This is a genomic window from Synechococcus sp. CS-1333, from assembly GCF_025128015.1.
Lineage (GTDB): Bacteria > Cyanobacteriota > Cyanobacteriia > PCC-6307 > Cyanobiaceae > MW101C3.
Window position 1 is genome coordinate 101,269 of record NZ_JAHLYO010000014.1, and the last position, 13,257, is coordinate 114,525.

Annotated in this window: 12 protein-coding genes; 11 read left to right on the top strand and 1 reads right to left on the bottom strand. The window is 66.2% G+C overall.

From position 1 onward, the window contains the following. Positions 1-86: 86 nt before the first annotated feature. The 8 genes from leuB (at position 87) to fba (ending at position 7,207) form a co-directional block, all read left to right on the top strand. Positions 87-1,175, top strand: coding sequence for a 3-isopropylmalate dehydrogenase (gene leuB / locus KQ303_RS04960; RefSeq protein ID WP_259729390.1), 1,089 nt, complete (start codon positions 87-89; stop codon positions 1,173-1,175). A gap of 47 nt (positions 1,176-1,222) precedes the next feature. Beyond that, positions 1,223-2,125 carry a phosphoribulokinase gene (locus tag KQ303_RS04965; RefSeq protein ID WP_259729391.1) on the top strand — a complete coding sequence of 301 codons (903 nt, stop codon included), beginning with the start codon at positions 1,223-1,225 and terminating at the stop codon, positions 2,123-2,125. 94 nt (positions 2,126-2,219) lie between these two features. After that, on the top strand, positions 2,220-2,492 hold the full coding sequence (locus tag KQ303_RS04970; protein ID WP_259729392.1) for a hypothetical protein: 273 nt from the start codon (positions 2,220-2,222) through the stop codon (positions 2,490-2,492). After that, complete coding sequence (locus tag KQ303_RS04975) at positions 2,489-3,331, top strand: A24 family peptidase (protein WP_259729393.1); 843 nt, start codon at positions 2,489-2,491, stop codon at positions 3,329-3,331. The genes KQ303_RS04970 and KQ303_RS04975 overlap by 4 nt, the downstream gene beginning before the upstream one ends. Before the next feature lie 74 nt (positions 3,332-3,405). Continuing rightward, positions 3,406-4,281, top strand: coding sequence for an acetyl-CoA carboxylase, carboxyltransferase subunit beta (accD, locus tag KQ303_RS04980; RefSeq protein ID WP_094510678.1), 876 nt, complete (start codon positions 3,406-3,408; stop codon positions 4,279-4,281). Continuing rightward, positions 4,281-4,835, top strand: a complete 555-nt coding sequence (locus KQ303_RS04985) for a hypothetical protein (RefSeq protein ID WP_311134121.1) — start codon at positions 4,281-4,283, stop codon at positions 4,833-4,835. Before accD ends, KQ303_RS04985 begins: the two co-directional genes overlap by 1 nt. Continuing rightward, positions 4,832-5,992, top strand: a complete 1,161-nt coding sequence (locus tag KQ303_RS04990; protein WP_259729394.1) for a Gfo/Idh/MocA family protein — start codon at positions 4,832-4,834, stop codon at positions 5,990-5,992. Before KQ303_RS04985 ends, KQ303_RS04990 begins: the two co-directional genes overlap by 4 nt. Before the next feature lie 141 nt (positions 5,993-6,133). Then, a complete protein-coding gene (gene fba / locus KQ303_RS04995; RefSeq protein ID WP_094510680.1) occupies positions 6,134-7,207 on the top strand; it encodes a class II fructose-bisphosphate aldolase in 1,074 nt (357 codons plus the stop codon). Positions 7,208-7,524: 317 nt separating this feature from the next. Here fba and KQ303_RS05000 read toward each other — a convergent pair whose 3' ends face one another. Then, positions 7,525-10,401, bottom strand: coding sequence for a UPF0182 family protein (locus KQ303_RS05000; RefSeq protein WP_259729395.1), 2,877 nt, complete (start codon positions 10,399-10,401; stop codon positions 7,525-7,527). Positions 10,402-10,550: 149 nt separating this feature from the next. On the opposite strand from KQ303_RS05000, the gene thrC reads away from it, so the two are divergent. From thrC to KQ303_RS05015, 3 genes are all read left to right on the top strand, one after another. Next, complete coding sequence (thrC, locus tag KQ303_RS05005) at positions 10,551-11,837, top strand: threonine synthase (protein WP_259729396.1); 1,287 nt, start codon at positions 10,551-10,553, stop codon at positions 11,835-11,837. 59 nt (positions 11,838-11,896) lie between these two features. Then, positions 11,897-12,172: a MoaD/ThiS family protein gene (locus KQ303_RS05010; protein ID WP_259729397.1), complete on the top strand. Its 276-nt coding sequence runs from the start codon at positions 11,897-11,899 to the stop codon at positions 12,170-12,172. A gap of 94 nt (positions 12,173-12,266) precedes the next feature. Further along, positions 12,267-13,256 carry a cupin gene (locus KQ303_RS05015; RefSeq protein ID WP_259729398.1) on the top strand — a complete coding sequence of 330 codons (990 nt, stop codon included), beginning with the start codon at positions 12,267-12,269 and terminating at the stop codon, positions 13,254-13,256. The last annotated feature ends 1 nt before the right edge of the window (position 13,257 follow it).

The following is a 13,257-nucleotide window of genomic DNA, read 5'->3' on the forward strand; positions in this document are numbered from 1 at the left end:
TGCGCGGGTGGGTCTATGGCTGTGCGTGTGGATCAGCGCCTGAGCCGGTAATCTCGCCAGTTGCCCCCGCCGCCTCGGCTGAACGCATGACCACGTACCGGATCACCCTCCTGCCCGGCGACGGCATCGGTCCGGAGATCACGGCGGTGGCCAGGCGGCTGCTGGAGGCAGTGAGCGCCAGCCACGGTTTTTCCCTCAGCTTCGACGAACAGCCGGTGGGAGGAGCGGCAATCGATGCCTGCGGCGTGCCGTTGCCGGAGCGCACGCTCGAGGCCTGCCGCCAGAGCGATGCGGTGCTGCTGGCGGCGATCGGTGGTCCCCGCTACGACGGCCTGCCGCGCGAACAGCGCCCGGAAAGTGGCCTGCTGGCCCTCAGGGCCGGCCTCGGCCTGTTCGCCAACCTGCGCCCGGTGAAGATCATTCCGGCCCTGGCGGGCGCCAGCAGCCTCAAGCCTGAGGTGATCGAGGGCGTCGACCTGATGGTGGTGCGCGAGCTCACCGGCGGCGTCTACTTCGGCACCCCGAAAGGCCGGGTGGAGGCCGGTGGGCATGTGCGTGCCTTCAACACCATGGCCTACAGCGACTACGAAATCGATCGCATCGCCAAGGTGGCCTTCCAGCTGGCGACGGAACGTCGCGGACGGCTGTGTTCGGTCGACAAGGCCAACGTGCTTGATGTGAGCCAGCTCTGGCGCGACCGGGTCACGGCGATGGCCGCCGACTATCCGGCGGTGGAGCTCAGCCACCTTTACGTCGACAACGCCGCCATGCAGCTGGTGCGCTGGCCCAAGCAGTTCGATGTGCTGCTCACCAGCAACCTCTTCGGCGACATCCTCAGCGACGAAGCCGCCATGCTCACCGGCAGTATCGGCATGCTGCCGTCCGCCTCCCTGGGCAGCGACGGGCCGGGCCTGTTCGAGCCGGTGCACGGCTCAGCACCCGACATCGCCGGCCAGGATGTGGCCAATCCGATGGCGATGGTGCTCTCGGCCGCCATGCTGCTGCGGGTGGGTCTGCAGCGGCCTGAAGCCGCCGACGCCCTGGAGCGGGCCGTCGACCAGGTGCTGGCGGCGGGCTGCCGCACCGCTGACCTGATCGGTGAGGCCGACCTCGCCACCGGCTGCACGCGGCTGGGTTGCGCCGCGATCGGTGATCGGCTGCTGGAAGCCCTCTGACCGGCGACCTGCCAAACTCACAGCCTCGTTTCTCCCCCGCTGCACCGATGTCCAAACGTCACCCGGTCGTGGCTGTCACCGGTTCCTCGGGTGCAGGCACCAGCACGGTCAAGCGCGCCTTCGAGCACATCTTCCAGCGGGAGGGCATCCAGCCGGTGGTGGTGGAGGGCGACAGCTTCCACCGCTTCGAGCGCGGCCCGATGAAGGAGGAAATGGCGAAGGCCCAGGCCAACGGCATGAACTTCTCCCACTTCGGTCCGGAAGCCAACCTCTTCGATCAACTCGAGGATCTGTTCCGGGCCTACGGCGAAACCGGCAGCGGCAAGAAGCGCTACTACCTGCACTCGGTCGAAGAGGCCGCCGAGCACAACGCCCGGCTCGGCACCCAGCTCAATCCCGGTCAGTTCACACCCTGGGAAGAGATCCCGACCGGCACGGATCTGCTCTTCTACGAAGGCCTGCACGGCGGCGTGGAGGGCGACGGCTACGACGTGGCCTCCCTTGTCGACCTGCTGATCGGCGTGGTGCCGATCGCCAACCTGGAATGGATCCAGAAGATCAGCCGTGACAACGCCGAGCGGGGCTACTCCGCCGAAACGATCGTGGACACGATTCTGCGACGCATGCCCGACTACATCAACCACATCTGCCCCCAGTTCAGCCGCACGGACATCAACTTCCAGCGGGTGCCCACTGTGGACACCTCCAACCCGTTCATCTGCCGCAACATCCCCACCCCTGACGAGAGCTTCGTGATCATTCACTTCCGCAAAGGGGCGCGGGAGAAGTGGGGGATCGATTTCTCCTACCTGCTGCGCATGATCAACGGCTCCTTCATGTCGAGCCCCACGAGCATCGTGGTGAACGGCGGCAAGATGGGCTTCGCGATGGAGCTGATCCTCACCCCGATCATCCACCGGCTGATCGAGGATAAGAAGAGCCTCTTCTGACCGATTAGGCTGCGCCCAAAGGTCGCGCCGGGGGAGGACGATTTCCATCGCCACATCTCCTGATTCTTCATCCGGTTCCGTCCCCCCGTCGTTCGTGATTCGGGGGGCCGCCGGCGCGGCCAACCATTCCGTGCGCTGGGATCGGATCAACAGCGGCGATGTGCTTCGACGGGCCCGTCAGGTGTACTTCCACTACTGCGAACATGTCCCCGGCGGTAGTGAACCGCTGGGGATCGTGCTGCAGGAGGCCACTGATCAGGGCCGGGTGGTGTTCGAAGCCCCGGTGCTGTTGCCGGAGGAGCGGTTCATTCCACTGGAGATGATTGGCGGGCGGGGCGCACGCTCCCGCAACAACCGACGTCCATGACCCCCATCAGCCTCGAACCGATCGCCGTGCTGGCAGCCGTGCTTGGCGCCTGCGTCGGCAGTTTCCTGAACGTGGTGGCCTGGCGCCTGCCGCGCCGCGAATCGATCCTTTCGCCCCCCAGCCACTGCCCCCACTGCGGCACCACGCTGGCCTGGTATGAAAACCTGCCGGTGCTGGGCTGGCTGTGGCTGCGGGGCCGCTGCAACCACTGCCACGCACCGATCTCTCCCCGTTACCCGCTGGTGGAGCTGCTCACCGCTGGGCTGTGGGTGGCCGTCGTGCTGGCCAGCCCTTCCGCCATGGGCGCGCCGCCGTTCTGGCAGCTGATGATTGCCGGCTGGGCGCTGATCAGCCTGCTGGTTCCGTTGGTGCTGATCGATGCCGATCAGCTGTGGCTGCCTGAACCGCTCTGCCGCTGGGGCCTGGTGGGGGGTCTGGTGGTCACCGCGCTGCTGGGGATCAGCCAGTCGGAGGCGATCGCCCGCCAGCTGCTGGTCAACCACCTGCTCGCCGCCGCCGTGGGGCTGCTGGTGTTTGAAGGGCTCAGCGCCCTGGGCGAGAAGCTGCTGGGCCGCCCCGCCCTCGGTCTGGGCGATGCCAAGCTCACGGCCCTGCTGGGGGCCTGGCTCGGGCTGCAGGGCATGGGCCTGGCGGTGGCCCTGGCCGTGCTGGGTGGCGCGGCACTGGGCTCGATCGGCCGCCTCACCGGCCGCCTGGGCCCGCATCAGCCCTTTCCTTTCGGCCCCTTTCTGGCTTTCGGCGGCATCGCCGTGTGGCTTGCAGGCGAGGGCTGGTGGTTGCGCTGGTTCGGCGGCTGGCTGGGCTACCAGAGCCTCTGAGCGGCTTGCAGCGGCATGGCGCCGGCAGCGGCAGCTTTTAATGGTGATCCGTTCTTGCGCCTGTCGCCTCTCCCGTGTCGCTGTTCGACTGGTTCGCCGATCGCCGCAAGGCTGCACCGGTGGTGCGCGCCCCCCAAGAACTCGACGAGGGCGACGGGCTCTGGAGCAAGTGCCCGGAATGCGGCCTGGTGGTCTACCGGAAAGACCTGATCGCCAATGCCAGCGTCTGCAGCGGCTGCGGCCACCATCTGCGCATCGACAGTGAAGCCCGCCTGCGGCTGATCGCCGATGAGGGCACGTTCCAGCCGCTCGACACCGATCTTTCCCCCACCGATCCGCTCGCCTTTAAAGACCGGCGCAGCTACGCCGATCGCCTGCGCGACACCCAGAGCAGCACCGGTCTGCGCGATGCGGTGATCACCGGCCTCTGCCGGATCGAAGGCATGCCCCTGGCGCTGGGCGTGATGGATTTCCGCTTCATGGGCGGCTCCATGGGTTCGGTGGTGGGCGAGAAGCTCACCCGCATGATCGAAACCGCCACCTTCCGCCGCTATCCGGTGTTGATCGTGTGCGCGTCTGGCGGGGCCCGCATGCAGGAAGGCATGCTCAGCCTGATGCAGATGGCCAAGATTTCCGGCGCCCTGCAGCGGCACCGCCAGGAGGAGCTGCTCTACATCCCCCTGCTCACCCACCCCACCACCGGTGGCGTCACCGCCAGCTTCGCGATGCTGGGCGACCTGATCCTGGCCGAACCGAAGGCCCTGATCGGCTTCGCCGGACGCCGGGTGATCGAGCAGACCCTGCGCGAGAAGCTGCCGGAAGGTTTCCAGACGGCTGAGTATCTGCAGGATCACGGCTTCGTCGACCTGATCGTGCCCCGCACCCGCTTTCGCTCCACCTTCGCGAGCCTGCTGCGGCTTCATGGCGTCACCCCCGCCGTAGCCGCTTGATGGGCTGGCTCACCAAGCAACTCTTGCTGCCGCTTTTGCAGCGCTGGTCGCCCCAGCTCGCCGCCCGCCGTTTCTGGTCGTTGGCACGGGCGATGGTTTCCGGCTGCAGGCTCCGGGGCGTCATGGTGGCCGCCGCGCTGCTGCTGGCGCTGCTCCCGGCTCTGCTGCTGCCGGCCCCCGGCTGGTCGGGTGGTGCGGCCCTGGCCGGGCCGGTCAGCTGGAAGGAAGTGCCCGCCACAGCGGAAGGGCGCCAGTGGTGGGATGAGGGCAGCCTGCGGCTGAGCCGTGACGGCTGGCTCTCCGTGCTGAGCCGCTTTCAACCGGCGCCGCCCCCGGAAACAGACGACTCCGGCAATCCCAACAGGACCAAGGCACGGCCCGGTCAGCTGTATGTGATGGACCTCGATTGCGGCCAGCGGCTGTATCGCGACACGTCCGTGAATGGCCTGCCCCGCTTCGGCGCTGACTGGCAACCCACCGGCGGGGATCCCCTGATCAGCGCGGTGCTGGAAGAAGCCTGCGCCGCCGGCGCCCCCCTGCTGGCCCTCCGATGACACTGCTCGAAGCAGCGCCCCTACGGGTGGCGGTGGCTGGCCTGGGATTCGGGGAAAAGGTGCACCTGCAGGCCCTGCGCGCCAGTGGCAGCACCGAACCGGTGGCGCTCTGGCACCCTCGCCGCGAGCGGGTGGAGCAGGCCGCCAGCGCCGCCTCCCTGCCTGGCTTCACAAACTTCGAGGCCCTGCTGGCGGACCCCGGCATCGAGGCGTTGGTGATCGCCACGCCGCCCGCCCCACGCTTCGCCCTGGCGAAAGCCGCCCTCCATGCCGGCAAGCACCTGCTGCTCGAGAAACCCGTGGGCGTTTCGGCGGAGCAGGTGGAGGAATTGCAGCGGTTGGCGATAAGCCGGGGGTTGCAGGTGGCGGTCAACTTCGAATACCGGGCAGTGCCGGTGTTTCAGCAGCTGGCGGCCCTGCTGGCGGCGGGCGTGATCGGCGACCCCTGGCTGGTGAAGCTCGACTGGCTGATGAGCAGCCGCGCCGATGCTTCCCGACCCTGGAACTGGTACGCCCAACGCAGCGAAGGTGGCGGTGTGCTGGGCGCCCTGGGCACCCACGCCTTCGACATGCTGCACTGGCTGATCGGCCCCACCCGGGAGCTGCAGGGCACACTCTCCACCGCCATCGACGCCCGCCCGCTGCCCGATGGCAGCGGCCGCCTGGCTGCCGTGGATGCGGAGGACATTGCCCTGCTGCAGCTGGGACTCGATGCGGGCCTCGCTACAGGCTTCGGCAAAGGCAGCGCTGCTGGCAGTGGTGCTGGAAGCCAGCGGCTGGTGCCGGCCCAGGTGAGCCTGGCGGCAGTGGCCCGCCAGGGGCGCGGCTGCTGGCTCGAGTTGTACGGCAGCGAAGGCACGTTGGTGCTGGGCAGCGACAACCAGAGCGACTATGTGCATGGCTTCCACCTCTGGCGGGCAGGGCGAGGCGAAGCGTTGCAGCCGGTACCGGTGGACCCTGCTCTGGCCTTTGCCCGCACCTGGGCCGATGGGCGAATCGCCCCGGTGGCGCGCCTGCACCGCTGGTGGGCCGAAAGCGTGCGCACCGGTCAGCCGATGGTGCCGGGTCTCAGCGAGGGCTTCCGCAGCCAGCTCTGCTGCGATCTGGCCATCGCCGCCGCCGACACCGGCCTGCGCCAGGACCTGCCGGTGGGTTGAGAGCGATCAGCATCGCCTAGAGTCGCGCGCATCCCGCGTCAGGGTTTCGAAGCCGGTGGCCTGGTCTCTTGGTCCGCCTCCCCTCGTTCACCGCGCTGGTGCCCCCGACGTGCCCACCCACACCCTCAGAGGTATTCCCCCATGGCCCTCGTTCCCCTTCGGCTGCTGCTCGACCATGCCGCTGAGAACGGCTATGGCATCCCTGCCTTCAACGTCAACAACCTGGAGCAGGTGCAGTCGATCATGGAGGCTGCCTATGAAACCGACAGCCCGGTGATCCTGCAGGCGTCCCGCGGCGCTCGCCAATACGCCGGTGAGATTTTCCTGCGTCACCTGATCATCGCCGCCACCGAAACCTATCCCGACATCCCGGTGGTGATGCACCAGGACCACGGCAACAGCCCTGCCACCTGCTTCGGTGCCGCCGCCAACGGCTTCACCTCGGTGATGATGGACGGCTCCCTGGAAGCTGACGCCAAAACCCCCGCCAGCTACGAGTACAACGTGGCTGTCACCAAGGAAGTGGTGGATGTGGCCCATGCCATCGGCGTGAGCGTCGAAGGGGAACTGGGCTGCCTGGGTTCGCTGGAAACCGGCAAGGGTGAAGCCGAAGACGGCCACGGTTTCGAAGGTGCCCTTTCCCGCGAGCAACTGCTCACCGACCCGGCCGAAGCCGCCGACTTCGTCGCCAAAACCAAAGTGGATGCTCTGGCGATCGCCATCGGCACCAGTCACGGTGCCTACAAGTTCACCCGCAAGCCCACCGGCGAAGTGCTGGCCATTTCCCGCATCGCCGAAATCCACAAAGCGATCCCCAACACCCACCTGGTGATGCACGGCTCCAGCTCGGTGCCACAGGAATGGCTCGACATGATCAACAAGTACGGCGGTGCCATTCCCGAAACCTATGGCGTGCCGGTCGAAGAGATCCAGAACGGCATCAAGAATGGCGTTCGCAAGGTCAACATCGACACCGACAACCGTCTGGCCTTCACTGCCGCTGTGCGGGAAGCTGCCTTCAAGGATCCCGCCAACTTCGATCCCCGCCACTTCAACAAGCCTGCACGGGCCTACATGAAGCAGGTGTGCCTTGATCGCTACCAGCAGTTCTGGTGCGCCGGCCAGGCCAGCAAGATCAAGCAGCAGAACATCAACTACTACGCCGCCCTCTACGCCAAGGGCGTCCTGGATCCCAAAACCGCTGTGGCGGTCTGAACCGTCCACAACCCCCCTGTCGACAACCGACAGTGTCGGCCTCACCCAGTGCACCTTCACACGCACCAAAACCACCCTGGGGCCTTCGGGCCCTTTTTTCATGGGGAGATTTCGGGCTCATGGCATCGAGAGCCATCCGGTCCCATTGGTCTGATGTGACATGGAACCCCAGGCCCCTTTCGGGCTGTCCATCCCATGAACCATGCCGATCAGAGCTTCCGGCCTTGCTGTGGGACGTTCGGGCCAGTGGTCGTGTGGAGGCTGCAAACTGATTGATCGCGCGAAAGCTTCCAATCGTCCTACCGCCACAGCCTGGCTCAGAGTGTGTCGAGACCAGGGATTGGCAGGGGCAGAGGGAAGGCCGGAAGTGATTCTGCTGGGCCGGAGCCTTTGGCTGTGCCCTGGGTGAGCTTCTCAAGGGCCAAGTCAAGATCCCGGTCCATCACAAAGCGGCGCCCGTCGGTGACCACCACCCGCACCAGCGTGGGCAGGCTTTTGTTGCCCGATTCAAGGTAGAACGGCTCGACATAGAGCAGACCATCCCCCACCGGTAACACCAGCAGGTTGCCATGCACCAGCCGGGCTCCGGCTCGGTTCCAGAGGCCGAACTGGAAGCTGATCTGAGGATCCTGCTCGATCAGCGCGGTGACCTGCTCCGGGCCCAGCAAAAGCCGCTGCTGGGGGAAGCGAACAAGGAACAATTCGCCGTAATGGGGCGGATCGTTGCGAGCAGCCAACCAGCCCACCAGGTTCGAGCGTCGCACCGGAGAAAAGGGCAGCAGCAGCACGAATTCCGGCCGCCGTTCTCCAGGCAGTTGAACAGTGGCGTGATAGGGCTGCACGGCCACGGTCTCGGAACCGTAAATTTCGAGCGGTACCTCCCAGACATCATCACCGTTGTAGAACGTGCGCACATCGGTGACGTGATAACGAAGCAGACGCTCCGACTGAATCTTGAACTGACTGTTGGGCACCCGAATGTGGGCCAACAGTGCTGAGGGCATGTCCGTGAGTGGGTGAAACAGCTCAGGAAAGGCCCGCTGCCAGGTAAGCAGCACCGGATCACTCGGATCGCTCACGTAGAACCACAGCCTGCCGTCCTGAGCATCCACAACGGCTTTCACAGGATTGCGGAAATAACGGATGCCTTCCGCGTTGGCATCGCTGTAGGGGTAACTGCGGCTGGTGGTGTAACCATCGAGCATCCAGTATTGATGGTGCTTCTCGTCAAACTCTGAAGCGTTCTTCACGTTCACCGTCACCATGTACGGCTCACGTTCGAAGCGCAGGAAAGGGGCCAGTGCTTTCACCCGTTCATTCACCTGGCGCCGCAGCAGCAGCAGGGAGCGGGGCGTGAACGAACCAGCCAACAGCACCCTGGGCTCATGCAGATAAACCGCAGCGGTGAACCGCTGCCAGGCATTGGTGAGCGGAATGCCCCGTTCCCCATCGTAGTGGCTGTAAACGTTCAGCTCCCCGTCAGGGAAATCGAATTCCTGCACCTTGGTAGGAGCAATCGCATAAGGCGCCGGAGCGGAAGCAAAGTAGAGGCGTGGCCGGCCCACGGGAAAAGCGGCCTGTGCCTCGGCGTCCGTGATGCCCAGCTGGGAGATGCCCTGCACCCGGCCGCTGCGGCCGAGATCCTTCACAAAGAAGAGCGGCAATCCGTCGGGCCCAAACACATTCACCGGTGACACGGTGAAGCCGTAACCGTGGGTGAAGACGAGATGCCGGTTCAGCCAGGTGCGCGACCCTTCCGGAAGAGCGGTGCTGTCCAGCTCCCTGGCGGAGATCATCACCTGCTGGGAGCTCTGGTCCTCTCCAGCGGCGGAGAGGTCGTAGCGGTCGACAGCGGCGGAGGGAAAGCTGTAGTAAAGGCGCAGCTGCTGCAACTGCCGGTTGGCCGCCAGCAAGGGCCCGCTGTCCCAGAGGCGGATGTTGGCCAGGGTGCCCGGCGCTGCGACAAGGTCGGCGGCGGTGATGCGTTGCAGGGGCTCCAGGGTGGTGTTGAGCACCTCCTCAAGGCCGAAGGCGCGCCGAGTGGCAAGGATGCTGCGCTCGATGTAGGGCGTTTCCACCGCAAGCTCACGCGGCTGCACCCAGAAGCGCTGCGCCTGCGGCGCCACCAGGAACTCGGCCACCGGCAGCAGCAGAGCCGTGGCCAGCAGCGGGATCACCACCACCCGGCGCAGCCAGGTGCGTCGCACCGGCAGCGCCAACCCCAGCGCCGCCAACATCAGCAGCAGGGCCAGCAGCAGCCGGATGGGCAGGCGCACATGCAGGTCAACGAAGCCGGCGCCCGCCGCCACACCGCTCCCCTGCACCATCAACGCAAACGGGGAGAGCGCATTGCCGAGTGAGGCCAGCGCCGCGAGCACGGCGATCTGGGGCTTGAGTACGCCCTGCTGGTCGCGGCTCAGGCCCACGAAGCGCAGGTCGCTGAGGCTGGATCCCTCGGTGAAGCTGACCCAGAGGCAACCGGCAAGCCCCACCACCAACTGCGCGATCAGCACGCTGAGCAGCAGTTGCAGGGCCGGCAACCGCAGCACCGAAAAGCTGAGATCGAAATGGGTGAGCGGATCGGCTTCACCGAACGGCACGGCCAGCAGTGCCGGCAGCCACAGGCTCCAGCCACGCGCCAGGGCTGTGGCCGAACCCGCCAGCGCCGCCACCAGCACCAGCCGCAGCACCTGCAGGGGCCACACCAGCAGCAACAGGCCAAGCAGGGCGGCCAGCAGCCCCACCCCTACGGGCGAGAGGCCGGCCAACGCGGACAGGCCACTCACCACATCGCCATCGAAGGGATCGGAGATCAGACCCCGGGCCTGCACGAACAGAAACACGAGCCCTGTGCTGAGCAGCAGCAGCAAGGCCAGCAGCGTGCACACCAGGGCAAGGGGGCCCATTCGAAGCAGTGGCTGGCGCGGCAACGGCTTGGCTGTGGCCTCGCTGCGCAGGCGCCAGCAGCGGTGGAGTTGCTGCAACTGCAGCGGGACCCCCACCCCCATCACCAGCAGGAACCCAAGCACCTGCAGCATCCAGCGGCGCAACAGCACCTGCTGAAAACTGAACTGGGTGTACCACGCCCATTCGATGCTCAGCCGCGAGACCACGATCACGCCGAAGGCGAGCAGGGACACGAGCAGCAAGCCCGCCAGCAGCGGTGGCTTCAGGCGAGGGAAACGGTGGGGCACGGGCTGAGGCTAAACAGGCATCGGCTGCTGACAAGCCTGCGGCCTGAATGGCACTCCGAAGTCAACTGAATACCCGACTTCAGAGATCGGATATTTCCGTGCCTTCTGCTCATCGCTGCTAGCTTTCGATTCAACGCTGCAGTGAGCCTGTGACGGCCACCCTCTCTCGTGCCACCTTCACGGGGCTGCGCTGCAAGGAATGCGGCCACCCCTACGACGCCGGAGCCCGCCACGTCTGCGAAGACGTCTGTTTCGGGCCTCTGGAAGTCGTCTACGACTACGACGCCATCCGCGCCCGGGTCACCCGGGCCACGATCGAAGCCGGCCCGGCCTCCATCTGGCGCTACCGCGAATTTCTGCCCGTGCAGGGCGATCCCATTGATGTGGGCACCGGGTTCACCCCCCTGGTGCGGGCCAACCGTCTGGCCCGGCGCCTCGGCCTCAAGAGCCTCTACATCAAGAACGACGGCGTCAACATGCCCACCCTGTCCTTCAAGGACCGGGTGGTGTCGGTGGCCCTCACCCGCGCCCGCGAGCTCGGCTTCACCACGGTGAGCTGCGCCAGCACCGGCAACCTGGCCAACTCCACAGCTGCCATCGCTGCCCATGCGGGCCTTGAGTGCTGCGTCTTCATCCCCGCCGATCTGGAGCTCGGCAAGGTGCTCGGCACCTTGATCTACAACCCCACCCTGATGGCGGTGAAGGGCAACTACGACCAGGTCAACAGGCTGTGTTCGGAAGTGGCCAACACCTACGGCTGGGGCTTCGTGAACATCAACCTGCGCCCCTACTACTCAGAAGGTTCCAAAACCCTCGGCTACGAGGTGATCGAGCAGCTGGGCTGGCAACTGCCCGACCACATCGTGGCGCCGCTGGCTTCCGGTTCCCTGTTCACCAAGATCCGCAAGGGCTTCGACGAATTCATCAAAGTCGGCCTCGTCGATGAAAAGCCGGTGCGCTTCAGCGGCGCCCAGGCCGAGGGCTGCTCACCAATCGCCCAGGCCTTCGATGCGGGCCGTGATTTCATCACCCCCGTCAAGCCCGACACCATCGCCAAATCAATCGCCATCGGCAACCCTGCCGATGGCCCCTACGCCCTCGACATCGCCCGCCGCACGGGCGGCACCATCGCCTCCGTCACCGACGAGGAGATCGTGGCCGGCATCCAGTTGCTGGCCGAAACCGAGGGCGTGTTCACCGAAACGGCCGGCGGTACCACCATCGCCGTGCTCAAGAAACTCGCCGAGCAGGGCAAGATCGACCCCGAAGAAACCACAGTCGCCTACATCACCGGCAACGGCCTCAAAACCCTTGAGGCCGTCAGCGGGGTTGTCGGCGAGCCCCACACGATCGAACCCCAGCTCAGCAGCTTCAATGCCGCCTGGGAGCGGGCCCAATCCCTGCATCGCGCCACCTGGGAGCCGATGGGGGTCTGAACCCAGCCCACCGGGATTCCCGGCGATTTCCTTCCTTCCTTCCCCCTTGCCCAAGTCCCATGGCGATTCAGGTCCTGATTCCCACTCCGCTGCAGAAGTACACCGCCGATCAGGCCAGCGTGCAACTGGAAGCCTCCAGCGTGGATGCCCTTCTGCAGGAGCTCGACAGTCAGTTCCCCGGCATCAAGGCACGTCTCACCGATGAGCAGGGCAAGCTGCGTCGCTTCCTGAACGTCTACGTGAACAGCGAAGACATCCGCTTCCTCGATAACCAGGCGACCCCCTTGAGCGATGGCGATGAAGTGAGCATCGTGCCGGCCGTGGCCGGTGGCTGAGGCCGGCAGCAGGCCAAAGGGTGTCATCGGCGGCCACCCCCCGGCTCCAGGCTTGCGTCAATAGGCTCACCGATATCACCAAGCGGCTGGATCCATGACCCAGACCAAGCCACCAACCGCCACCTCGCCGAGCAGCTCCAGCCGGCCTTCCGCAGCACCTGCAAGCAGCCCAAGCCCCACCGCCCAGCTGTTCGACTATCGCCAGGCAGCCAACCCTATCCGCCACGGGCTGACCGAACCGATCCCGGACCATCGCTGGGGCCCTGAACTGCACGCCAGCGGTCCGACGGCCGTGCTGTCCCTTGATCTGAGCGCGGCTCTCGGCTGCAGCGGCCCGGCTACCAGTCCGGCCCTCTCCGCCAACTTCATTCGTCTGCTGGCCGGGGAGTCGATCGAGGCCAGCGCCAACGCCACCAGCCTCCTGTTTTACGTGCTCCGCGGTGAAGGCCGCTGCCACCGGCAGGGCAACGCCATCGCTCCGGCCTTCAGCCAGAGCTGGAGTGAGGGCGATCTGTTCGTGCTGCCGGCCGGAGCCACGCCGCAGCTGGAGGCCACGGCTGAGAGCGTTCTCTACTGGGTGCACGACGCCCCTCTGCTCCGCTATCTGGGTGTGAGCCCCGATCAGGCGCGCTTTGAGGCCACGTTCTACCCGGGCAGCTGGCTGCGCCAGGAGCTGGCTCTGCTGGCAGCCGACCCCAGCAGCGCCCGCAGCAACCGGCTGAGCCTGCTGCTGGCCAATACCGCCCTGCCTGCCAGCCGCACGGTCACCCATACCCTCTGGGCCATGTACGGCATGGTGCCGGCCGGAGCCGTCCAGCCACCGCACCGGCATCAGTCGGTAGCGCTTGATCTGGTGATCGACTGCGATCCCGGTTGCGCCACCCTCTCGGGCAGCGAGCTCAATGCCGACGGCACCATCCGCAACCCTGTGCGCATGGAGTGGGAACCCGGTGCCGCCTTCGTGACCCCGCCAGGGCAGTGGCATTCCCACGTGAACGAAAGCGGCCGCACTGCCCTGTTGCTGCCCATTCAGGACGCCGGCCTGCACACCTACCTGCGCAGCCTCGACATCCGTTTCACCTGAT